Source organism: Brevibacillus sp. NRS-1366, assembly GCF_050467985.1.
On the sequence record NZ_JBITPN010000015.1, the window covers coordinates 1 to 21,615 of the forward strand.

22 protein-coding genes, 6 tRNA genes and 1 riboswitch are annotated in these 21,615 nt (G+C 47.0%); of the genes, 18 read left to right on the forward strand and 10 right to left on the reverse strand.

Annotation, left to right across the window (positions count from 1 at the left end; translation table 11 throughout):
- Positions 1–130: 130 nt before the first annotated feature.
- From ACIFQN_RS07785 to ACIFQN_RS07810, 6 genes are all read left to right on the forward strand, one after another.
- Positions 131–206, forward strand: a tRNA-Val gene (locus tag ACIFQN_RS07785).
- Positions 207–220: 14 nt separating this feature from the next.
- Positions 221–307: transfer RNA gene (locus ACIFQN_RS07790), tRNA-Leu, on the forward strand.
- A 64-nt stretch (positions 308–371) separates the two neighbouring features.
- Positions 372–445: transfer RNA gene (locus ACIFQN_RS07795), tRNA-Gly, on the forward strand.
- Positions 446–455: 10 nt separating this feature from the next.
- Positions 456–532 (forward strand) — tRNA-Met (locus ACIFQN_RS07800).
- 22 nt (positions 533–554) lie between these two features.
- Positions 555–630: transfer RNA gene (locus ACIFQN_RS07805), tRNA-His, on the forward strand.
- Between the two features lie 27 nt (positions 631–657).
- Positions 658–742: transfer RNA gene (locus tag ACIFQN_RS07810), tRNA-Leu, on the forward strand.
- Positions 743–870: 128 nt separating this feature from the next.
- On the opposite strand, the gene ACIFQN_RS07815 is transcribed toward ACIFQN_RS07810, so the two are convergent.
- A complete protein-coding gene (locus tag ACIFQN_RS07815; protein WP_429832458.1) occupies positions 871–1,341 on the reverse strand; it encodes a DinB family protein in 471 nt (156 codons plus the stop codon).
- A gap of 157 nt (positions 1,342–1,498) precedes the next feature.
- On the reverse strand, positions 1,499–2,407 hold the full coding sequence (locus ACIFQN_RS07820) for an EamA family transporter (RefSeq protein ID WP_429832459.1): 909 nt from the start codon (positions 2,405–2,407) through the stop codon (positions 1,499–1,501).
- A gap of 254 nt (positions 2,408–2,661) precedes the next feature.
- On the opposite strand from ACIFQN_RS07820, the gene rarD reads away from it, so the two are divergent.
- Positions 2,662–3,570, forward strand: coding sequence for an EamA family transporter RarD (gene rarD, locus ACIFQN_RS07825; protein WP_429832460.1), 909 nt, complete (start codon positions 2,662–2,664; stop codon positions 3,568–3,570).
- A gap of 168 nt (positions 3,571–3,738) precedes the next feature.
- On the opposite strand, the gene pdxK is transcribed toward rarD, so the two are convergent.
- The gene (gene pdxK, locus ACIFQN_RS07830; protein WP_429832461.1) at positions 3,739–4,554 is read right to left on the reverse strand and encodes a pyridoxine/pyridoxal/pyridoxamine kinase; all 816 of its coding nucleotides are present in this window, start codon (positions 4,552–4,554) and stop codon (positions 3,739–3,741) included.
- Between the two features lie 200 nt (positions 4,555–4,754).
- On the reverse strand, positions 4,755–4,925 hold the full coding sequence (locus ACIFQN_RS07835) for a hypothetical protein (protein ID WP_162839527.1): 171 nt from the start codon (positions 4,923–4,925) through the stop codon (positions 4,755–4,757).
- A 217-nt stretch (positions 4,926–5,142) separates the two neighbouring features.
- Between ACIFQN_RS07835 and ACIFQN_RS07840 the strand changes: the two genes are divergently transcribed.
- From ACIFQN_RS07840 to ACIFQN_RS07850, 3 genes are read left to right on the forward strand one after another with little or no spacing between them, the layout of a single operon-like run.
- Positions 5,143–5,844 carry an ABC transporter ATP-binding protein gene (locus ACIFQN_RS07840; RefSeq protein ID WP_429832462.1) on the forward strand — a complete coding sequence of 234 codons (702 nt, stop codon included), beginning with the start codon at positions 5,143–5,145 and terminating at the stop codon, positions 5,842–5,844.
- A 24-nt stretch (positions 5,845–5,868) separates the two neighbouring features.
- Entirely contained in the window at positions 5,869–7,323 is a 1,455-nt protein-coding gene (locus ACIFQN_RS07845) for an ABC transporter permease (RefSeq protein WP_429832463.1), read from the forward strand.
- Between the two features lie 20 nt (positions 7,324–7,343).
- Positions 7,344–8,885: a biotin/lipoyl-binding protein gene (locus ACIFQN_RS07850; RefSeq protein ID WP_429832464.1), complete on the forward strand. Its 1,542-nt coding sequence runs from the start codon at positions 7,344–7,346 to the stop codon at positions 8,883–8,885.
- A gap of 72 nt (positions 8,886–8,957) precedes the next feature.
- Here ACIFQN_RS07850 and ACIFQN_RS07855 read toward each other — a convergent pair whose 3' ends face one another.
- Complete coding sequence (locus tag ACIFQN_RS07855) at positions 8,958–9,674, reverse strand: hypothetical protein (RefSeq protein ID WP_429832465.1); 717 nt, start codon at positions 9,672–9,674, stop codon at positions 8,958–8,960.
- On the reverse strand, positions 9,661–10,449 hold the full coding sequence (locus tag ACIFQN_RS07860) for a class I SAM-dependent methyltransferase (protein ID WP_429832466.1): 789 nt from the start codon (positions 10,447–10,449) through the stop codon (positions 9,661–9,663). Before ACIFQN_RS07860 ends, ACIFQN_RS07855 begins: the two co-directional genes overlap by 14 nt.
- Before the next feature lie 205 nt (positions 10,450–10,654).
- On the opposite strand from ACIFQN_RS07860, the gene ACIFQN_RS07865 reads away from it, so the two are divergent.
- The 3 genes from ACIFQN_RS07865 to ACIFQN_RS07875 all read left to right on the forward strand — a co-directional run bounded on the left by ACIFQN_RS07865 (position 10,655) and on the right by ACIFQN_RS07875 (position 13,799).
- On the forward strand, positions 10,655–12,685 hold the full coding sequence (locus ACIFQN_RS07865) for a hypothetical protein (protein ID WP_429832467.1): 2,031 nt from the start codon (positions 10,655–10,657) through the stop codon (positions 12,683–12,685).
- Between the two features lie 74 nt (positions 12,686–12,759).
- Complete coding sequence (locus tag ACIFQN_RS07870; RefSeq protein WP_429832468.1) at positions 12,760–12,951, forward strand: hypothetical protein; 192 nt, start codon at positions 12,760–12,762, stop codon at positions 12,949–12,951.
- A 29-nt stretch (positions 12,952–12,980) separates the two neighbouring features.
- Positions 12,981–13,799 carry an EcsC family protein gene (locus ACIFQN_RS07875; protein WP_429832469.1) on the forward strand — a complete coding sequence of 273 codons (819 nt, stop codon included), beginning with the start codon at positions 12,981–12,983 and terminating at the stop codon, positions 13,797–13,799.
- On the opposite strand, the gene ACIFQN_RS07880 is transcribed toward ACIFQN_RS07875, so the two are convergent.
- The gene (locus ACIFQN_RS07880) at positions 13,779–14,345 is read right to left on the reverse strand and encodes a GNAT family N-acetyltransferase (RefSeq protein ID WP_429832470.1); all 567 of its coding nucleotides are present in this window, start codon (positions 14,343–14,345) and stop codon (positions 13,779–13,781) included. The two genes, ACIFQN_RS07875 and ACIFQN_RS07880, sit on opposite strands and share 21 nt — an antisense overlap.
- Positions 14,346–14,464: 119 nt before the next feature.
- A complete protein-coding gene (locus tag ACIFQN_RS07885) occupies positions 14,465–14,917 on the reverse strand; it encodes a flavodoxin (RefSeq protein WP_429832471.1) in 453 nt (150 codons plus the stop codon).
- A 151-nt stretch (positions 14,918–15,068) separates the two neighbouring features.
- A riboswitch (Lysine riboswitch) is annotated at positions 15,069–15,255 on the forward strand.
- Positions 15,256–15,434: 179 nt separating this feature from the next.
- Here ACIFQN_RS07885 and dapD point away from each other — a divergent pair.
- The 5 genes from dapD to ACIFQN_RS07910 all read left to right on the forward strand — a co-directional run bounded on the left by dapD (position 15,435) and on the right by ACIFQN_RS07910 (position 19,992).
- Positions 15,435–16,145: a 2,3,4,5-tetrahydropyridine-2,6-dicarboxylate N-acetyltransferase gene (gene dapD / locus ACIFQN_RS07890; protein ID WP_429832472.1), complete on the forward strand. Its 711-nt coding sequence runs from the start codon at positions 15,435–15,437 to the stop codon at positions 16,143–16,145.
- Positions 16,146–16,160: 15 nt separating this feature from the next.
- Positions 16,161–17,375 (forward strand): aspartate aminotransferase family protein, encoded by a 1,215-nt coding sequence (locus tag ACIFQN_RS07895; protein ID WP_429832474.1) that lies wholly within the window; start codon positions 16,161–16,163, stop codon positions 17,373–17,375.
- A 3-nt stretch (positions 17,376–17,378) separates the two neighbouring features.
- Positions 17,379–18,512, forward strand: a complete 1,134-nt coding sequence (locus ACIFQN_RS07900; protein WP_429832475.1) for an N-acetyldiaminopimelate deacetylase — start codon at positions 17,379–17,381, stop codon at positions 18,510–18,512.
- 282 nt (positions 18,513–18,794) lie between these two features.
- Positions 18,795–19,391 carry a hypothetical protein gene (locus tag ACIFQN_RS07905; RefSeq protein WP_429832476.1) on the forward strand — a complete coding sequence of 199 codons (597 nt, stop codon included), beginning with the start codon at positions 18,795–18,797 and terminating at the stop codon, positions 19,389–19,391.
- A 238-nt stretch (positions 19,392–19,629) separates the two neighbouring features.
- Positions 19,630–19,992: a DUF4912 domain-containing protein gene (locus tag ACIFQN_RS07910; RefSeq protein WP_429832477.1), complete on the forward strand. Its 363-nt coding sequence runs from the start codon at positions 19,630–19,632 to the stop codon at positions 19,990–19,992.
- 245 nt (positions 19,993–20,237) lie between these two features.
- Here ACIFQN_RS07910 and ACIFQN_RS07915 read toward each other — a convergent pair whose 3' ends face one another.
- Both ACIFQN_RS07915 and ACIFQN_RS07920 read right to left on the reverse strand, forming a co-directional pair.
- On the reverse strand, positions 20,238–20,876 hold the full coding sequence (locus ACIFQN_RS07915) for a glycoside hydrolase family 73 protein (protein ID WP_429832478.1): 639 nt from the start codon (positions 20,874–20,876) through the stop codon (positions 20,238–20,240).
- Between the two features lie 166 nt (positions 20,877–21,042).
- On the reverse strand, positions 21,043–21,471 hold the full coding sequence (locus ACIFQN_RS07920) for a DUF1885 family protein (protein ID WP_429832479.1): 429 nt from the start codon (positions 21,469–21,471) through the stop codon (positions 21,043–21,045).
- Positions 21,472–21,615 lie beyond the last annotated feature (144 nt).

Genomic DNA, 21,615 nt, shown 5'->3' on the forward strand with positions numbered 1-21,615 from the left:
AATCCCCTACGGGTCACCATACTACCCCACAAAGTGAATTGTTGATTTTTATCATCTTTCAAGTTGTCGGGGCCCCCGAAAAGTACTCGGTGTTGCTACAAAGTTTCACGTCACTTTTTGGGGTTGATTTGGAGGCTTAGCTCAGCTGGGAGAGCATCTGCCTTACAAGCAGAGGGTCGGCGGTTCGATCCCGTCAGCCTCCACCATTTTAGTCGATATTGCGGTCGTGGCGGAATTGGCAGACGCGCTAGATTCAGGTTCTAGTGGTGGCAACACCGTGGAGGTTCAAGTCCTCTCGACCGCACCAATTACCCCAAAAGGGAAGAGGGCAGTACACGTACTTCTCGGGGAAACGAGAATCAAGTTGTTTTGCGGGTGTAGTTCAATGGTAGAACTCCAGCCTTCCAAGCTGGTCGCGTGGGTTCGATTCCCATCACCCGCTCCATCAGGCTTTTGGCGGTGTAGCTCAGCTGGTTAGAGCGTTCGGTTCATACCCGAAAGGTCGGGGGTTCGATTCCCTCCGCCGCTACCAAAAGAAGATTCAGTAATACATGGCGGTCGTGGCGAAGGGGTTAACGCACCGGATTGTGGCTCCGGCACTCGTGGGTTCAAGTCCCATCGATCGCCCCATATAATTAATCCCAAACATATTCATTTGCGGTCGTGGTGGAATTGGCAGACACACCATCTTGAGGGGGTGGCGGGGCGACCCGTGCGAGTTCGAGTCTCGCCGACCGCACCAACCTACATAGCTGATCATATAGCAATGATAAAGCTCAGAGTGAAGCCTGATCAGGCGATACTGCTGGGCTTTTTTGGTGAATGATTTCCTATTTGTGGAGTGAGTGGCTTACTTTCCTCATTATTGAATCAAGAGACGTCAGGCAAGAACCGGCGAATATCCGTTATATTGGCCAAATGCAAGCCTTCATGAAAAATGGTTCTGACAAGCACCTGTGCGATTGTACACATGCCGGATTCGGTCGCAGGAAATTCTTCCTCAAGTCGTTCTCCGTACATGGTTCGAATCTGCTGTGGCTGTTCAGCGAGCAATTGACGAAGCGTTGTGAGAGAAGGCGGTGGGGCTTGCCAGTCAGCGGGCTTTGTACCGTAGGCAAACCACTCCTTGAACCCTGCAGGGATAGGGGTGGTTTCTTTGGTTAAATGAGTTATCCACAAATATTGGTCGAGGTAGATATGGCCGAGGTGCCAGCGGATGTTGTTGTTGAAGCCGGCAGGAACAATATTCGCGGATGCTTCATTTAAGCCTTCAATCGCATGCAGGGTTTCACCTCGATAATCTTGCAGCTGTTGCAACAAGACGATATGTCGCTTTTCCATTAGATAGCTCCTCCTTGACAGATTTTCTAGTTTTTCCATTTGTAATTCTATGGAAAAAAACAACTTCCTGCACAGAGATCCAAATTAGCAGGACAATAAAAAAGACGTGCCAGAACCATTAGGTTCGACACGCCTTTTTTCGTTTTGAAGAACAGACTTACATGCTTCTTTTTTGCAGTCGTTGTGAGGAAGCAAAGAGCTGGCGCCATTTGATTTGAGGAACACCAATTGCTGCCAAAATCATAAGCACGCCACCCCATTGCGTGAGGGTGACATTCTCCTGTAGGACGAAGCTGGATAAGAGTACAACGGCAGGCAATTCTACTGCGCTGAGGATAGTAGCCAGTCCATTTCCAATCCGCGGAACGCCAACTGCCAAACAAAAAATAGGAATGACAGATCCAAAAATAGCGACGCACAGAGCCAAAGGCAATAGACCATGGGACAATTGTCCATTTATCAGAAAGGTCGGCGGATAAACAATCGAGAGCATCACGGCAGCCATGCTAATGGTAATCGCGCTGCGCAGGTAAGGATTCATTTGTGGGAGGATGCGACCACTAAAGAAAATCACGAAGGCAAAGGTAGCGCCAGACAACAGCCCATAGATAAGTCCTGACAAGCTTACATTTTGCAGACCTGTTTCACCCAAGCCGCTAGCCAAGACAGTCCCAATCCCCAGCATAAGAAGAGATACCCACTTTTCGGGAGTGGGCCATTTGCGATCAGCCAGAGACTCCAGGAGCACGCCGATCCACGTGAACTGAAACAGTAATACAATGGCGAGAGAAGCAGAGACGCGGCTGACGGACTGATGGTAAAAGATGCTAGTAGATGCCATCATGAGGCTCACAGGCGCCAAAATCCACAAATGCTTGAAGCGAAACCGTTCGCGTGAGAAAAAGGAAGCCATGATGATCATGATGAAGCCACCAAAAATCAACTGGCTTCCGCTTAGCTCATAGGGCGTATACCCGGCCTGAAAACCATGCTTCATAAAAATCGAGAGAATGCCGTAACTGCAGGCCCCGATCAAAACCAAAATTACAGATCGCCAGTATGTCATTGGTAAAAAATCCTTTCATATGACTAAACTCGGAAGAATAATACCTATTGTACTATAGCGTTAATATTGGTACAATGAAATTTTGCCGCAGGCTTTACTATGATAATATGCTAACTTGATAGCTTGCTACTGCACTACTCTAGTAGAGGACAAAAGTGTACGAGCAAAGTATTTTGGCTATAAATACATAGCCGGATTTTCATTATTCCGTTACACTACAGAAATAAGATGGGAAACGATGGGGAGGCAAGAAAATGAGACGCGGAATTCTGTACGCGATCGCAGCGTACATGTCATGGGGATTGCTTCCGCTATATTGGAAGTTGTTTCAATCGATGGGCGCATGGGAAATTCTCGCTCATCGAATCGTTTGGTCGGTTATGTTCGTTGCGATCGCGCTGATGGTAACCAAACGCTTGCGACAGATGTGGGGGGCCATGTCAGGGGCAAAAGTAAAAGGGGCGTTGATCCTTTGTTCACTGATCATCAGCGTCAACTGGCTCATCTATATTTGGGCAGTAAATAACGGAAATGTCATGGAAACGAGTCTTGGTTACTACATCAATCCATTGATCAGCGTTCTCTTTGGGGTCATATTTCTAAAGGAAAAGCTTCGCGCAGGACAGTGGGTTGCTCTCGGATTGGCGACAATCGGTGTGTCCGTCATCACTTTTGAGTATGGCCGAGTGCCGTGGATTGCAATCTCGCTGGCCCTGACGTTTGCGTTGTACGGGTTGGCAAAGAAAGTAGTGAAACTTGATGCGATGATCGGGCTCGCCTGGGAGACGTTGTTTGTTGCTCCGATAGCATTGGGTTACTTGATTACATTGCAGGTCGGCGGTAATGAAACCGTGACTTTGCTGAACAGCTGGCAGATCGTCATGCTGACACTGGCAGGTGTGTGTACGGCACTGCCACTCTACTGGTTTGCCCAGGCAGCGAAAAACCTGCCTCTATACATGATCGGATTTATGCAGTATCTCTCGCCGACGATTACGCTCTTGATGGCGGTTTTTTTGTTTGATGAGCCGTTCACTACCACACATTTGATCAGTTTTGCGTTCATTTGGGGATCAGTGATTGTCTTCACCGCAACCACGATGAGAAAAAAGCCGGCACCACGCCCGATGAAGGCGGAACTCGCAATGAAAAAGCAAGCTTGATGGGAAAGAGAAAGTAGCAACATATTTGCTCGCATCCCTTTAAAGTCATCACTGTGGGGGAAAAATTTCAATTTTGTGCTCAATGTTGTCATGACAAAAACTCCTGACAGAACCGGAAGTAGCCCGGTTTTACGTCAGGAGTTTTTTCGTCATGGCAGTATGAAAAGCCTATTTTTGTTTACTCAAGCGGTATGCACCGTGATTTGTCGGTCCAACGTATTTGTTAAGCGGGAAGGAATGGCGAATAGCTTCCGTGATGAAGTCTTTGGCGACGCCTACTGCTTCGCGTACGGAGTTTCCTTTTGCTAGCTCTGCACAGATCGCAGCAGAAAATGTGCAGCCTGCGCCGTGTGTGAAAGAAGTTTCGAAACGCTCCGATTCCAATACTTCAAAGGATTGACCGTCATACAGAACATCAACGGCATTCCCGCTCTGCAATTTGCTGCCGCCTTTTACAACGACATACGCCGTTCCAAAGTCATGAATACGTTTCGCTGCTTCCTTCATATCATCGACGCTCTTCAGGGCACCCATTTGGCTCAGGATACCCGCTTCGAACAGATTGGGAGTAGCAACGGTAGCACGTGGCAAAAGTACCTCGCGCAAACTGATCGCGATTTCGGGATGGAGTGCTTCATCGGCACCTTTGCAGATCATTACCGGGTCTACTACGACATTCTTCAATTGATATTGATCAATCTTGCGGGTAGCCAGCTCAACCAGCTCAGTAGTACCGAGCATTCCTGTTTTTACGGCATCTACACCGATACCCGAAAGAACAGTTTCGATTTGCTTCTCCAGGATTGCCACGTCGATAGGGAATACTTCATGGAACCAGTCATTGTGTGGATCTTGAGCCACAATGACAGTAAGCGCGGTCATTCCGAAAACGCCGAGCTCCTGGAAGGTTTTGAGGTCGGCCTGTTGGCCTGCTCCGCCGCTAGTGTCAGAGCCTGCGATAGTAAGTGCTTTGCGAATGGTCATCTCGATTATCTCCCTTTGTGCCGCACTAAAATGGGTGCGGGACTATACTGTCATGCACTGTCATGTCTACTTCTATATTAAGAGGAAAAAATCAATGGTGTCAATAATATTAATATCCCCATTAATAAAAAAATCTCAAAAAAACCGCCCCTCCAGTTGCGGAGAAAGCGGTTTCAAAAATACTGGAAGTTTTATATCGTTTAGCGTGAAGTAGCGTGGTGGAAAGAAAAGGAAATGGTGGTTGACATCGACTTGGATCGCTTGGTAGCAAGCTGCTTTGCTTGTTTCGCTGCTTCAAACATGCTGGGAGCCTTGATGATTTCAACCCATCGGCGTGTTGCGGTTTCAAATAAAAAACGGTAGATGGTCATTTTGATCTGCCCTCTCATATGTTCTTGACACTTATATCATATCAGGTTTATGGGAGCAATTGGTTACGGGATTGTTACATAATTTTGAAGAACATGTTGCATCTGTGTGAACGTAAAATGTTTCCTGATTTGCGTTACGTTTTAGTTCTTCCTACGTCTATAGTATGAGAAGTTACTATCATTTCCATTTTTTCGAATGAATGAGGTGCAAAAAGAGATGGCTAACACAACAGGAGAGCTGACTGTTACAAATGTCAACCACAGCTATGGAACGGGCAAGATCAGGGTACCTGTGCTGTTTGACATAAACCTGCACATTAATCGCGGCGAGTTTGTAGCTTTGTGCGGCTCGTCAGGTTCAGGTAAGTCAACGCTGTTAAACCTGCTCGCTGGTTTGACCAAGCCAGAGGAAGGCAGCGTAATGGTCAGCGGAGAACAGATTTCCAGCTTCAACGAGAACCAATTGTGCTTGTTCCGTCGGAAGAGCATGGGCTTTATATTCCAGTCCTACAATCTCCTTCCCAATTTGACTGCACTCGAAAACGTAGAGCTCCCTTTAATCTTTGCGGGAGAAGGTGTGAAGAAGCGCCGGGCAAAAGCTACACAGATATTAGAGCGGGTAGGCCTCGACGGAAGGCTGGACCATAAGCCAAATGAGCTTAGTGGTGGACAGCAGCAGCGGGTGAGTATCGCCCGGGCGCTGGTAAATCAGCCTGGTATTATTTTGGCTGACGAGCCTACAGGAAATCTGGACAGTCGGACAGAGCAAGAAATCTTGAATTTAATGAGAGAAATGAACAAGGAAAATGGGACTACGTTCATCATCGTTACCCATGAGCAGGAAGTAGCAGAACAGTCAGACCGCGTCATTTATTTGCAAGACGGACGGGTCGTACAAAAAAGGACGCGACCAGCGTAGGCGAGGGTATGAGGTGAACACATTGTGAAGATAATCGATTCTTTTCGCATCGTCTGGAGAAACCTGTGGCGCATGAAGCTGCGGACAGCTCTTACTTCGGTTGGTGTCATGATCGGAACGGCTGCTATCGTTGCTATGATAGCACTCAGTTTAGGATTAAAAGAAAGTGCCGTAAAAAGTTTGGAAAACTTCGGCAATTTAACCGAAATGGATGTAGAGCCGATGTACTACATCCCTGAAGAAGATCGGATGATTCCAGATGATGAGCGTAAAAAGCTGAACATGGAAGCTGTTCAGGAGTTAAAAACAATACCGGGGATACAAGCTGTGATGCCGATGAAGCGGCTGTATGAACAAGCCAAGCTCAAGGTAGGACGGCGAGAGGGCTATGTAGAGCTGATTGGCGTCGATGTGAACGAGTCCGCTGAATATCGCAAGAATGATGTGGAAAAAGGGAATTATTTGACGGGCTCTCCGCAAGAAATCGTTGTAGCTTACGATGTCCCCAGGGAAATGCGCGACGTCGAAAAGGAAAAGCGGGATGCACGCAGACAAAATGCGGCCTCCAACCGACCGGGGGGGATGTCTCAAATGCCTCCTGATATGGGGGGCCAAGGACAAGCAGCCGCGTTTAATCTCGTTGATAAAGCTGCAACCATTGTGCTGACGCGGGAATACAGGATCGATGATGAACCAAAGTATGAGAAGAAGGAAGTGCGGGTAAGGGTTGTCGGCCAATTGAGACAATCAGAGAACCGCCGCTACTCGTCAGCAGTGTATGCGCCGCTTAGTGTCGTGAAAGAGCTGAATGATTGGGTGAACCGCAGCAGAGGGGATGAGAACTCCCAAGGGTCTACTCGGCGCACACGGGAAGAGGCTAAAAAGGATACGTTTCAATTTGACCAGATGACAGTCAAGGTCGAATCGCGTGAGATGGTTGAAAGTGTCGTCAAGGCACTGAAGGAAAAGGGCTACGAAGTCTGGTCCCCTGCCCGAGAGCTTGAGACCATTAATAAGTTTTTCTTTGTCATTCAAATGGTTCTCGGAGGCATTGCTGCGATCTCGCTTCTGGTTGCGACAATCGGGATCGTCAATACGATGATCATGTCGATTCTGGAGAGGACAAAAGAGATCGGGATCATGAAGGTAATCGGGGCAACTGTGCTCAATATCCGCTGGCTCTTCCTGATGGAATCGGGTTTTATCGGGCTGATTGGCGGCTTGGCAGGTCTAGGAATGGCTTGGGGAGCAGTGGAGCTGGTTAACTATTTCGGTGCTTCCGGTGGTCTTTTGGATGGCCTGAATATGGGATACGGCCGAGGAGGAGCCGAGGCTGAACCGAGCAAACTGGCAGTGATTCCGGGATGGCTGGCATTGTTTGCAATTGGATTCTCGTTTGTCATCGGTCTATTGGCGGGTATTTTCCCAGCGATTCGAGCATCCCGTTTAAGTGCTCTGCAAGCGATTCGAACTGAATAAAGAAATGTGAGGAGCTAGACATGGAAAAGAAAAAGATAAAGATAAAGAAAAAGTGGATCATCATAGCGGCGGTCGTTGTCGTTCTTGGTGGCGGGGGGTATTACGGCTACTCCTACTTCAAAGGCAAGGACGCAGCTACGGAAGAGATGCCTATGGAGAAGCCATCCTTTCCTACAGCTACAGTCGAGATGGGCGAAGTGAAAAAAGTCATCTTTTCATCGGGGACAGTAGAAGCCAAAGCACGAGAGGAAGTAAAACCAGAAATCAGCGGCAAAGTGCAACGTCTGCTGGTGAAAGAAGGGCAGTCCGTTAAAAAGGGAGATGTGCTGTTTACCGTAGATAGTGCGGATGCTCAATTGGAGATCCAGAAGCAAGAACTGTCGATCCTTCGCGCACAGAAAGAATTGAATGAACTCAAAAATAAAAAGGACAGCATTCATTCAGATAAGACGGGGAAGGTAAAAGAAGTACTGGTAAAGGAAGGCGATCCAGTAACGCCTGATACCGTGGTGGCCAAGCTGACAAGTACCGACTATCTGAAAATTTCCGGGAAATTCAGTGCGTATGAAGCAGAACAGTTCCGAGTCGGCCAACAAGTTAAAGTCTTCATTACAACCTCCCTGTATTATGTAGATGGAGTCATAACGGATATTGACTTGGTCGGTAAAAAAGAAAAAGGTGTGGGCGGGGTACATAATGTAGATGTACTCGTTAAAAAACCCGGTGCACTCTACGTAGGAGATACAGGAGAAGTACAGTACACGGACGCTCAAGGCACCCTGTATGCAAGTCAAATGGCTACACCTTTCGAGCTTCCAGATGAAATGGAAATTCTGGCAGGTACTCATGGAAAAATTGGCAAAGTAAATGTCGAGAAAGATGATGACATCAAGGCAGGTCAACTTTTGTTTAAAATGGACATGACTTCATCTGATTTGGAGCTGCAAGAAAAAGAGCTGTTGTTGAAAGAGTCGCTCTTGACGATGGAACAGAAGAAACGGGAAATCGCTAAAAAGCAAGTAGAAGCACCTATTAACGGGGTTATTACCAAGCTGAATGTAAAAGAAGGGGAAACTCCGAGCTCGGGAGATCCTGCGGTAGTTATTATGGACACGACATCTGTCTACTTTGTGGCAGCGGTCGATGAGATTGACATTCCTGCCATTAAGCTGGGACAGAGCGTTGATGTCTTTGTAACTGCATTTGGCAACAAGCCGTTTAAAGGCAAGGTAACTGAGCTTCCAAAAGAAGGAACGAAAGAAGACAAGTCCGTTCGCTTTGCAGTCAAGATCGAATTGACTGATACGAAGGATATGAAGCATGGCATGACAGGTGATTGTGACATTTATGTCGAGCAAAAGGAAAATGTGAAACGATTGCCGATCAATGCGGTGGAGTTTTTGGAGGAAGGGAAAGGCTCGGTCATGGTGAAAGATCCAGGTACGGGAGATCCTACTCCAAAAGAAGTTGCCATTGGTGTCGAAGGAACAGACTTTGTAGAAATCGTAGATGGTTTAAAAGAAGGAGAAGAGGTATTGATGATGAACGGTGAAGGCATGTAACCCTCTGTACTTCTTAAAATAAACACGGCCCCGCTTGCATCTCTTCGTAGGATATGCAGGTGGGGCCGTATTTCATAGAGTCTGGCCGATGCTTTCTTCTTTTTTCTCCAAATGGAGCTTCTGGATCAATTCCGAAACTAAATGGAGTAAAGGATGAGATACGGGAATACCGGTCTTCTGGGTAAATTGATTCGCCACAGGAGCCATGGAAAGCTGTGCAACGGATACAGGCATATCAGAGTTGACTTCTGAGAGTCTGACGAGCTCATTGTAGACCGCTTCACGATAGGCTTCCTGCTTATTTTCCATGAGGAGGGCAAATGCTCCTTCCATGACGTGGACCTCGATCTTTGGATCCACTCCCCATGCCAGGGCATGGCTGCGTAATCGATCCATGGTGGGAGTCACGGTTGCCGGATTAGAGAACAGCAGGATTTGTGGCTCTACACGATAGGCAATTTCGTGAAAAAAGGGTCGATCAATGGTAAAGATCGGTGAAGGGGAAGCTGCTTCATCTTCATCCGTTATACATGCTGCATATTGCGTGCAGGTGATGACGATGGCGTCTGGATGATTCGCTTGCATCCAGGTTAATTGATCTAGTAATTTGCCGTGTGATTGCTCTGCCGTCATGGTATTCTTTCCTTCCGTTTGCAAAAGAAGGCCAGGATCGACATAATGCACCAATTCAGTCTCCACAAAGGCAAAGGCATCTGTTATCAAGGATATGTTGGAGAAGTGACCATGTAAACAAGCAATCTGGGTCAAGAATGCTTCATTCCTTTCCACAGGTATTCGGGCTTTCCTTTTTGGCAATGATTCGAATTCGCTTGTAATCGACAATCCATTTTCCTTCTTGGAATAGGGTGGGACGCAATAATTCTGTTACATGGAGGCAAACCTCCTCCATTTCGTCAGGAGATAAATCAGTAAAAAAGGGACTGCAAAATGAATCCAGCCAATGACGCAAACCGTAATCGCCATCGGGCATCGTTGTTGGACGGTCAAAGTGAGAGGCTAACACGACGCGAAAGCCTTGCTTTTCTAAAAGGATAGCGTACTCGGCGATGCTTGGAAAGTACCAAGGGATCCGTTCATCAGCGGAGATTCCTTTTTGTTGTAATGCAATGCGAAGTGCATTCACGACTTGGTCGCAGTTGCCTTTACCACCGAATTCGGCAACGAAACGACCTCCAGGAGCCAGCGCAAGCCAAACGGTACGGATGACCTCTTCAGGTTTTTTCATCCAATGCAATGCAGCATTGGAAAAAATGGCATCATAGCTCTCTTCGGTGCGATACGTATGGGCATCTGCAACATGAAAAGGCAAGTGTGGGTACTTTTGCCTTGCGGTGCGAATCATGTCGGCAGAAAAATCAATTCCTGCTACTTTTGCACCTGTTTCAGCTAGTTGGGTAGTCAAATCGCCCGTTCCACAGCCAAGATCCAAAATACGTTCGGAGGAAACAGGCTGTAGCCAATCAACCAATCCTCTGCCATAATGAGAAACGAAGTTCATTTTATCGTCATACAGTTCTGCATTCCATCGTTTGGTTTGACTCATGTCAAATCGCTCCCTTCAATAAATGTTTTACCAGTAAAATGGTTATAAGTCCAATCTATTTCAATGTTGATTTTTATAGATTCTTCCTATAGCGATGAATGAGGAAACAAATTCCTCCCTTCTCATTAAAAGGAGATCTTGCCAATTTTGTCGAATGAAAACGGATGAGTGAGTTTAATAGAGAGAGAAAGTGAGAGGACAATACGTGAAAAAATGGGTTGTATCAGCACTTCTAATGTGTATGGCGATGGGAACCTTGCTATCAGGTGTTACCGTCTCGCCAGCATTAGGGGCAGTGGCTACTTCAGCGATGAAACAGAACAGTCAAGTATCAAAGCCCGCGCAGCAGCCGGTTCACGATATGATTGTATTTAACGGTTATCAGGTGTCGGGTCTGGATGCAAATGGATGGAATTGGGTGAAAAACGATGAGTTCATTTTGCCGCCGGATACACCACTCGATATTGACTTGATACAAACGACATACGGAAGCGGAACCAATCTGAATCGCCACGAGGTTTTGCTCGATAATGTGCCCTTGCCAGCTCTTTCAGGCGAGAAGCGCTTCTCTCAAGCAGCATTGAAGTGGGACGTACCTCGGTTTTCCATACCAGCATCCCAGTTGTCATCTGGATTACATACGTTAACATTTGTAGTGACGGACGCTAAAGCACAGAAAAGCACTGTGCAAGTACGTTTTCAGGTAGGAGCACTAACCAATCTGAACATCTATGAAGGAAACAAAGCGGTGGGAGAATCGATCCCCTCGGGTGGTATTTCAGGTATCTTCGGCATGTTTGGTACCAAGAACTTTACCAGCACGGTATCCGGAACTTGGAAACTGATCAACAAAACAAATGGAAAAGAAATAAAAACGATATCCGATAAAACGTTTACGTCTGGTAATCTCATGCAAGGACAGTATGAGCTCATTTTCACTCCAGACGATGGCAGCTTGCCAGTGTGGACAAATGCGATTCAGGTGGGCACGGTAGATCTGTATATGGGAAGCGATGCAAATGGACAAAAGCTTTCTGATAATCAGAAGATAACAGCTCCAGCAGCCCCCGGTCAAGTGGAGCTGTTCTCGTTGTTCCCCGGCCGCTGGTGGGTGAATGGAACGGGCCAAACGCTATCTGACTCTCAGCATTTTAACGTGGTAATCCCGGAAATGCTTGCTGGTATGACCCTGACAGTCACATTTGAGCCGACACCGGGCAATTCTTCCTCAGGGAGCAAGAGCAGCGCGACGACTGTTCAAATCCAAATTCCCGGGGCTCCCAATGCATGTGAAGCAGCAGATGCTCGAGTTACCATGGATATTCTGACGCAAAAAAATAGAGGCTCCTCCCTGAATGTTGAACGCGAAGATCTTTACTCATCGAATGCGACAATCAAGATTTATCAAGATCCGATTTACAAGATCTGGCTGGCGACTGCAGCGAATCATTTTAAGTATGGAACGGAAATCGACGATGAAGAAGGACCAGGTGTATGGGCTATTGACAATGTGATCGTAGAAGCGTCCAAGCTAAACTGGGACCATACCGCTTTAGATTTGTCTGACTACAAACCGGGACGCTACAAGATCAATTATTATGGCAAGCGGGACCCTAAACAAACATGGTGTGGGTACATCCAAATCATCGAAGATCGACCTCCATCTGCTTCCGCGCCTGTTTGCGATCCAAGTGACTCAGGTGTAGCACCGCCCCAGGCACCGATGCGCTTAGTCACAAAAAAAGGCAAAGAGTACCATGACGGTCAAAATATCGTTGTGGACTCAAGTAAGGATTTGGAAGATTTGCAAGGTCTTAAACTGATGTCCACCTACGTAGAAAAAACGGGAACCAAAAAAATAAAGCTAGACGGCCGCAACTACTACATGCCAAAACTCGTTTGGTCATACGGAGAAAACGCTTTTGGTTCAAGTCAAGCACCGAATACCATGCAGATGACCTCGCAAAATAAAGCAGAAGTATTGTTCGATGGAAAAGTAATTTCCACCATCAAGCCAGGGTCTCGTTACGAGGAAGATGACGAAGGTATTCAGGAGTTGGATGTAAATAAGATCATCGAACGTAACGATTCCAAGCCAGGAGAGTACACGATTCGAATTACCAACACACTGGGCTACACGAACTGCCAAGTGTTTGCCAGCAAGAAGTCTTACAATAAGAAAACAAGCTTTGATGAAAGTGAAGAGATTCTCACCCTGACAATTGATGTAAAATAGGGAGAGGTCGCAAACCCCCGATAGCTTGCGGGGGTTTTTTCTTTGGATGGGGGAAAAAATGGAGGGAAGCGAACTTGACAAAAGAGCAGCAAGCCGTCCTGGAGAAGTTTGGTTTCAAAATGGAAAAGGGTAGAGTGAAACATGACAAACTCGGAATCGTAAGAGAAATAGAGGAATTCTTAGGCTTCACCAATCTCGTGGAACTAGAGGAGTATGTGAAGCAAATTCTTCGCAATCAGTGTCAGATGAAACCAAAAAAATCATAAATACAAGGAGCGGGAAAGGGGCACGGTGGATGGAGTCTAGGGAGTCTTTACTGCAAGCTTTGCGTGAAGTGGAGCGATGGGAAAAGGAACAGAAGGATTTGTGGTTTTGGGAAAAGCTGGGGAGGCTACCGTTTGTCCTCCTGGATAAAATGACGCCAAAGTTTGTGCGGGAAAAGCTTGGAACAGCCGTCGATGAAATGGCTGCCTTCCTTGAAACCGGTGGAACCTATTTAGTGTCGGATGAGGCAGTCTACAGCCGTTTTCGCAGCCGGAAACCAGAACGGAAAGAAGCACTTTTCGGCAAAGAAGATATTGCCAAATTACCGCTCGCTGAGATGAATTCAGTAGCAAACGAGCTTACTGAGTCAAGGGCGGCGTTTGCAACGGTACAAGGTGCCACTACAGGCATTGGCGGCATTTTTACATTAGCCCTGGATATACCACTCTTATTAGGTACATCACTTAAGGTTCTGCAAGAAATGGCGCTTAGCTATGGCTATCGTCCTGAGGAAAAACGAGAGCGTCTCTTTGTAGTCAAGTGCCTCCAATTTGCCTCGTCTGATATAGTGGGAAAAAAGGCGATTTTAGATGAGCTGTCCCGCTTTGACGATCCTGCTACTGAAAAAGATGTCATTGCCCAATTACAGGGCTGGAGAGAAGTAGTCGTGACCTACACCGAGAATTTTGGGTGGAAAAAACTGTTCCAATTGGTGCCAATCGCAGGCATTTTGTTCGGGGCGTATATTAATCGTTCAACCGTTCAGGATGTCGCCCATGCTGGCATGATGCTGTACCAAAAAAGGCGAATCCTGGAGCGGTTGCGTCAATCAGATGGTCACGAGGTTTAATCGCTCTCGGTCTTCGGCAGTAATGGCAAAGATAATATGATCTTCCCATTTGCCGTAAATTTGCAAGTACCGCAGAGACAACCCCTCGTGGCGGAATCCGTTTTTTTCCAACACGCGAATCGAAGCAAGATTACGTGGCATCACTGCTGCCTGTACCCGATGTAGATTGGCATCCGAGAAGGCATATTGCAGAGCCAGATTTACGGCAGATGTGGTATAGCCTTTTCCGTTGCAATCTTTGTCCATAAAGTAGCCGAGTGTTGCATTCTGCCAAGCACCGCGAGCGACATTGGACAAAGCGACACGCCCGATCATTTCATCTTTTTTGGAAAGAAAGACGCCAAAAGCAAAGCCAGTACCAGCCTCGAAGTCTCGCACGGCATCGGCCACCTGTTGCTGTTGACCTTCCAGTGTCAGATGAGAGGCAGGGCGAATCGGCTCAAAAGGGGCTAGAAAGTCTTGGTTGCGCAGCCGAAGCTCTAGCAGCTTGGCTGCATCTTGCAGCTCAAGAGGGCGCAAATAAATCATATCCGTATGTAATGACATCGCACGATCCTCCTTAAGAGATTTGTTCAATCCTTTTTGAACATCCTCTTTAAGTAAATTGGTGGATCGATAGTGTATCATGATCCTCTTCTTTAGAAAAGGCGTAATTAACAAAAAAATTACGAACTAGACACTTCCAAAAGCTCCGCAAAAGAAACACCATATACTTTGCACGTCTCTACTTCTTTGGCGGTAGGGGTAAGCTCGATTTTCAGGCCCTCCAGCGGGGTCTCGGCTCCACGCTCACGGGCTTTCTCCAGAAGAATGTCAACAGCCGCGCCGACATGCTCATAAGCAGAATCGCACGAGCCAAATACGATGACTTTTTTTGCGCTCAGATCAATTTCATTCATTTCTTCATAGAAATCCAGGCATTCGTCTGGGAGCTCCCCATCGCCCCACGTATAAGCCCCGAGCGCGATCCCATCATATAACTCAAGTTCCTTTGCATGGGTATCCATTATTTCTTTTATCACTAGCGCAGCACCAGTAGAGCGGATACCATCTGCGATAGCCTCAGCCATTTCTTGTGTATTTCCAGACATGCTTGCGTAAATAACCAGAATATTCATAAAACGCACCCCTCCAAGTTTAGGAAATGAAAATCATTCTCGTAAACAAAATGATGAAAATGATTCTCATTGTCAATGAAATATTCGTTTTCACAAAGCAGTTGCCACAACGGATTGATTTTGGTAGAGTTAAATGAAATTATCATAGTAAGGTCTAAATAGAGGTGCGCCGAGGAAGAGTACATCTTTTCGATATCCGTAGGGGACGGGAAAAGACGGAAAGGCTAAAGCGCCGAAGCTGCTGCTGTTCCCCTGAATAGCAATGGTTGGGGTGGCTCGTGAATAATGATCATCCTGTCATGAAAGGTGTCAGCCTTTTGTGGAGCGCTATTTACGATTTGCTTGCGGAGTATCGAAAGCAATGAGATAGCGAATGCACTCATTGCTTTTTTTACGTGGAGGAAATTCTACTTTCCAAAAGCGATAAAAATCATTCGCAAATTGCGGAGCTGCTCCGTGAGCAGGCCTTGTGCAGAGGTTCATTTATTTGTTTCTTAATTAAAAGGAGGACTCACCTGTGAACATGATGGATGCTAACGAAATCATTGCGTTTATTCAAAAAAGCGAAAAGAAAACACCAGTAAAGGTATACGTAAAGGGTAATCTGGAAGGGATCGACTTCGGAGCAAATGCAAAGGCATTTATTACTGGAGGAACAGGTGTCGTATTTGGCGAGTGGAAAGAAATCGAGCCTGTACTCGCGCAGCATGCTGAAAAGATCGAAGACTATGTGGTAGAAAACGACCGCCGCAATTCTGCCATTCCGCTTTTGGACACCAAGGGTATCCAAGCTCGTATTGAGCCAGGTGCAATCATTCGCGACCAAGTAACGATTGGGAACAACGCTGTTATTATGATGGGTGCTTCGATTAATATCGGTGCAGTTATCGGCGAAGGTACGATGATTGATATGAATGTAGTAGTTGGCGGACGCGGAACGATTGGCAAAAACTGCCACATCGGCGCGGGTTCCGTCATTGCCGGTGTTATCGAACCACCATCCGCACAGCCTGTTGTGATCGAGGATGATGTAGTGATTGGTGCCAACGCTGTCGTTCTCGAAGGTGTTCGTGTAGGAAAAGGTTCTGTTGTAGCAGCAGGTGCCGTAGTAATCGAAGACGTACCGCCTTATGTAGTAGTTGCAGGTACGCCGGCGCGTGTTATCAAGCAAATCGACGACAAGACTCGCTCCAAGACAGAAATCAAACAGGAACTACGTCAGCTCTAAAGGGAGAGTGTGGTCATGGATTGGCGTTCGCTTGATGAACAATATATCGTCTCCACGTACAAACGTTTGCCAATTGCTATCGTCAAAGGAGAAGGCAACTACCTGTACGATACAGATGGCAAAAAGTATCTGGATTTGTTTACTGGACTCGCCGTGAATGTGCTTGGTCATTCTCATCCACGTATTCTAAAGGCCCTTCGTGAGCAAGGGGAACAGTTTTTGCACATTTCGAATGTCTTTCTCAATCAGCCTGCCATTCGTCTTGCGCAGCGTCTGGTCGAGCATACGATCCCCGGCAAGGTGTTTTTTACCAACTCCGGGGCCGAGGCGACAGAAGCTGCGATCAAACTGATCCACAAGTGGACAAAAACCGAGGGAGCGGGACGCGAGGGAATTGTTGTCCTTCGTAACAGCTTTCACGGTCGGACACTGGGGGCTGTTCGTTTGACCAGACAAGCACATGTCTATCAAGATTTCCCGCAGCCCGCTTTTTCTGTCTTTGAGCTGGATGCAGAGGATACGGCTGGACTGCGGGCTCTTTGCCAGAAGGTAAAGCCAGCTGCTGTATTGATGGAGCCTGTGCTTGGATCTGGCGGTGTGCTTCCACTTTCGGAGACTTTCCTGCAAGATGTATCAGCGATCTGCCAGGAAGAAGGCATGCTGTTTGCCATGGACGAGATCCAGACAGGTATGGGACGTACGGGGAAGCTTTTTGCTTATCAGCATACTGACGTGACGCCTGACCTGATTTTGTTTGCAAAAGGGGTAGGCGGAGGTTTACCGCTTGGTGGCGTAATTGCCGGGCCAAAACTCATGAATCAGTTTAAACCGGGCGATCACGGAACGACCTTTGCTCCCTCACCGCTTTCCGCCGCATTGGGGAATGCCGTTATGGATGAGCTCTTAGACCCTGCATTTGCGGCAAGTGTTGATGAAGTGATCGACTACCTCTGGAATGAGCTGGAGGGGCTTCGGAAGCGTCTTGGTGAGCAGTTGCAAGAACTGCGCGGCAAAGGCATGATGGTCGGGATTCCACTTAGTGTAACGCCAGAAGAGGCAAGTCATTTACAGCAACAGTTGCTCGAAGAAGGTGTTCTCGTCGACGTGACACAAAAGACGATCGTTCGGCTGCTGCCGCCGCTGACCCTTACGAAAGCAGATGTCGATCGTTTTCTGGACGTTTTTACTCGTCATCTAACTGCTCTCTCTGGTATTCGGGAGGAGGCGTAAGGGATGGAGACTTTCACATTTACTCAGATACGCCGTGACTTGCATCAAATTCCGGAGCCAGGCTTTCAAGAAGTAAAGACGCAAAAGTATGTACTCGATTATCTGGAGTCGCTCCCACAAGAGCGTCTTTCGATAAAGCTTTGGCGTACGGGTATTCTCGTCAGGATTGCAGGTACCGCTCCCAAACGAACGATTGCCTGGCGGACCGATATGGATGGATTGCCGATCGTAGAAGAGACCTCTTATCCGTTCCGATCACTTCATGAAGGCTACATGCATGCCTGTGGTCACGATATGCATATGGCAATTGCACTTGGACTTTTAACGCATTTTGTCCATACTCCGATTGCTGATGACCTGTTGTTTCTTTTTCAACCAGCAGAAGAAGGTCCAGGTGGTGCTGAGCCAATGATGGGGAGCGAGGAATTCGCCCTCTGGCGACCAGACTACATTTTTGCTCTCCACATCGCGCCGGAATATCCGGTTGGACACATTGCTACGAAACCAGGGATTTTATTTGCCAACACATCGGAATTATTTATTGATTTGGTCGGAAAAGGTGGTCATGCTGCTTTTCCGCACAAGTCCAACGATATGGTGGTTGCTGGCAGTCATTTGGTGACACAGCTCCAATCGGTTGTCGCCCGCAATATTGATCCACTCGATTCTGCTGTGATTACAGTCGGCAAGATCGAAGGCGGAACGAAGCAAAACATCATTGCAGAAAAAGCGCGGCTGGAAGGAACGATTCGGACTTTTTCCATGGAATCGATGGCACTTGTCAAAAGTCGCATTGAAGCCTTGGTAAAAGGCGTGGAAGCAGGCTTCGAATGCTTTGCAACGATTGATTACGGTTGCGGGTACTGCCAGGTGTATAACAATGAGGAACTGACAAAGGACTTCATGGATTGGGTGCAAAAAGAGTGCGAGGATGTTACCCTCATTCATTGCAAGGAAGCGATGACAGGTGAAGACTTCGGCTACTTTTTGAAAGAGATCCCCGGGCTATTATTTTGGCTGGGGGTTCATACTCCGTACGGTTTGCACCACTCCAAGATCGAGCCGAGTGAAGAAGCAATTGCGGTCGCTATTCGACTGGTCTCCCGTTATTTCACCTGGTTTTCTGAGCAGTCATAATTCGAATACTGATGGGCAAGAGCGGCTTTGTAAGGAGCTGCTCTTTTTTTTGTTGCAACTATGTCATTAAGCTGCGGACGAGTCAAGGGTAGTAAGTAGTTATTAACAACTGTTGTGAATAAGTCTTTCTTCCTGGTAATGAAGCACTTGTGGATAGTGTGGATATTGTTGAAAAAACTTACGGCTGGACCACAACTATTTGCTTGTTTAGGCGTATAAAGTAGAGAGAAGAAAATTCGGAATAACAAGCGCTGCAGCGCAAACATACAGGAGGATTATGACATGAAAAAAGCATGGTTGTCGGCCTTGTTGGCGTTGACTGTAGCAGGTGTGGGAACGGCCACCGCCTTGGGGGAAGGTGCAATGCACGTTTTTCTGAGTGGAGAACGGGTGGGAAGCAACATGCCTCTCTCAAACGCAGAATCGGTGGAAGAGCTGGTCAACAAGCTGGGTGGCTTTGTTGAATATGATCAACAATCGGGCAAAATGGACATCGTCAAACCCAATGTGAATCTGTTGATTGTCGAAGGCATTCAGCAGACACGAAATAAAAACGTGGTATTTAGCAATCCGGTTAAAGGATATAGCGATAAAAACGTTCCGCGAACTTTCAACGTCTTTGTCGAAGTGGATGATGCTCCCGTAGCCAAGGATCTGAGAATGCAGCTAGTATTGATTGCACCAGATGGCAAGGAAGTCGACAAAGGGAAGGAATGGAAATACTCCACACAAAATGCCAATAGCTTTTACTTCTCTGAGCCATTCGTTTCCACAAAGCTGGAAAGCTATGGCACATACAAGATTCAAGTCCAAATGAAGTCTGACAAGTTCAAATCGTACGTGGTTGTTGGAGAAAACTCATTTACAGTTGGGCGGTAAAAAAACCACTATCGAAGCTTGCTCACCGAGGAGCGACCGCGTTTTAGCGGAAGGTTTTTATGCGTACCGGAAAGTTTAAACAAGGATGTTTTATACTGTGAGGCACTAAACATTCCTATACGTAAAAATATAGGCTTGGATGCGTTTCCACATAGCTCGTTCCCATGGTATAATAGATGGAAAAGCCAATATATTATGGTTACAGCAAGTACATGAAAGAAAGGAACGATGGGAGCGAATGGAGACAAATCCCCCGCGGTCATCCACAGACGTAGAAGGCCCGAGTATATGCATTGCTTGGAAAGATGAACAATCCATCCAGGCAGAGTGGAACATGACGAAGGAGTTCGAGCAGGAGGTAGAGAAAAAGTTTGCTATCCCGTTTGCCGAGCTGCCATTTGTCCTACGCCTTTTCGATGTGACTGACCGCAAAGAGATCCGCGATGATGGCTCTGACCTTTACACTGATTTTGATATCAACCACCGTTCTTCCGAGTGGATATTGTACGGAGTGACGCAAGGACTGGAATATTGCGTAGATCTGGGCATTCGGATGGTGGACGGAAGGTTTTATTCGCTATCGAGATCTCAAATGATTTGATCAACGTGCTCATGTTAATCGGCTTCGATTCGAGGAAGCTGCTTCTTCTTGACCGATAATTGTCTATGTATCTCAGAAGGTTTAAGCTATGGCCTCGTCTACCCTTAAGCGTTTTTCCATGAAAAAGAAAGACTCTCCACTGGAGGGTCTTTCTCTGTATCCTGCACATCATCTCACCTGATATTCCGTAATAGTATCATCATCTCGTGTACCTTGCCAGAACGGGATTATGGGTTGTTACATCGTTATGGGGCTTGACGTTGTTTGTCTAGCAAGCGGAGTGCGACGGCAAGCACGGCCCAGACGGGCATGGGTTCATCCAGCTTGCTTAGCCATTCGGGTGAGGTTATGAGCCCCTCTTTCAATGCCCGTTTGCCCAGATCCAGTTTCCATGCTGGATAGAAAGAGGGCTCTTCCGTTGTGAATTGATCGTACTGCGTCAAGTTGTAGGTGTCGATGAGGCGAGTCAGCTTTGTCGCGTACTCTGGGTCGGTGGCGTACCCGGCTTTCGAGAGGGCCTGTGCGGCTTCATAGGGAGTTGCAGCAGTAACGACTCTTTTGTAGGCTGGCTTTAACAGGAATTGGGCGTGATCGTCGATGGATTGCTGATAGTTGTAGTACGCTTTGAATTCCGATGTCCGCGGTACGACCTGTCCTTGCTCTACTTCGTTGCTTACTATCTTGACAGAACCAGCCACTCCGGCTCCCTTGATCCCAAATAGATTGTAGGAGGAACGACCTGTTGCCGGGTCTACAGGTACTTTTTTTCCCCAGCCGGATTCCAGAATGGCTTGGGCGATTGTAACCGACGGAAACAGGTGATATGTCAAGAACGACTGTCTCGCGGAGCCTGCAACCAAATCAATAAAAGCTTGTGCTTCCATGAAAGTCCCCACTTTCCTTGTAATCAATACTGTGTATTTCTATGAGAAAGATTGCAAAGAGGGGATAAAATGAAAAAACAGCCGACCGATTTCGGCTGCTGTAAATCTTCCACTAAAAGTCGCTCCCCCATGAGAAGGCCTTGGGAAGAGTTTTTTGTCTTCATGCTTATGGCTTGCGTGGCTGAAAATACTGAATGCGTTTGTTGAACAGATGGAGCTCAGCTTTGAAGTCGCGGGCCAGATAACGGCAATACTCATTTGCCTTGTTTTTGTCCCCGTGGGTAGCTGTCTGTGGCAAAGAAATTTGTATGTAATGCTTTTCTTTCCCATTTTCTTCGGTAGATCCGACACCTACGACAATCGCCTTGTACATATTCGGATCTTTTCCCTTTAGCAGGAACCAGGAGTCCTTACCTTCCGGATGTTCCTCAAGTATGTAAGGGAAGGCGGCATCCGCATAGGACCAGCCAAGCTGTTGACCCGTTTTGGAGGTCATATCAATGTATCGCGTAAACTTGGCTTTCACGTCGTCAATACTTGCTTGAGCGGCTGTGGAGCCCTCTACGAAATAGATGTAGGCCGATTGCAGTTTCACGATTGAACTCACTCCTAATACCGATAAATATTTGCGTTTAGTGTAGCATTGCTTCCACTCTTTGGCAATGCCGGTAATTTGCCAGTAAAAGTAATTGCGCGTCTTTTCTGAAAAGTGTAAAATATAACTACTGTTTATATAGTC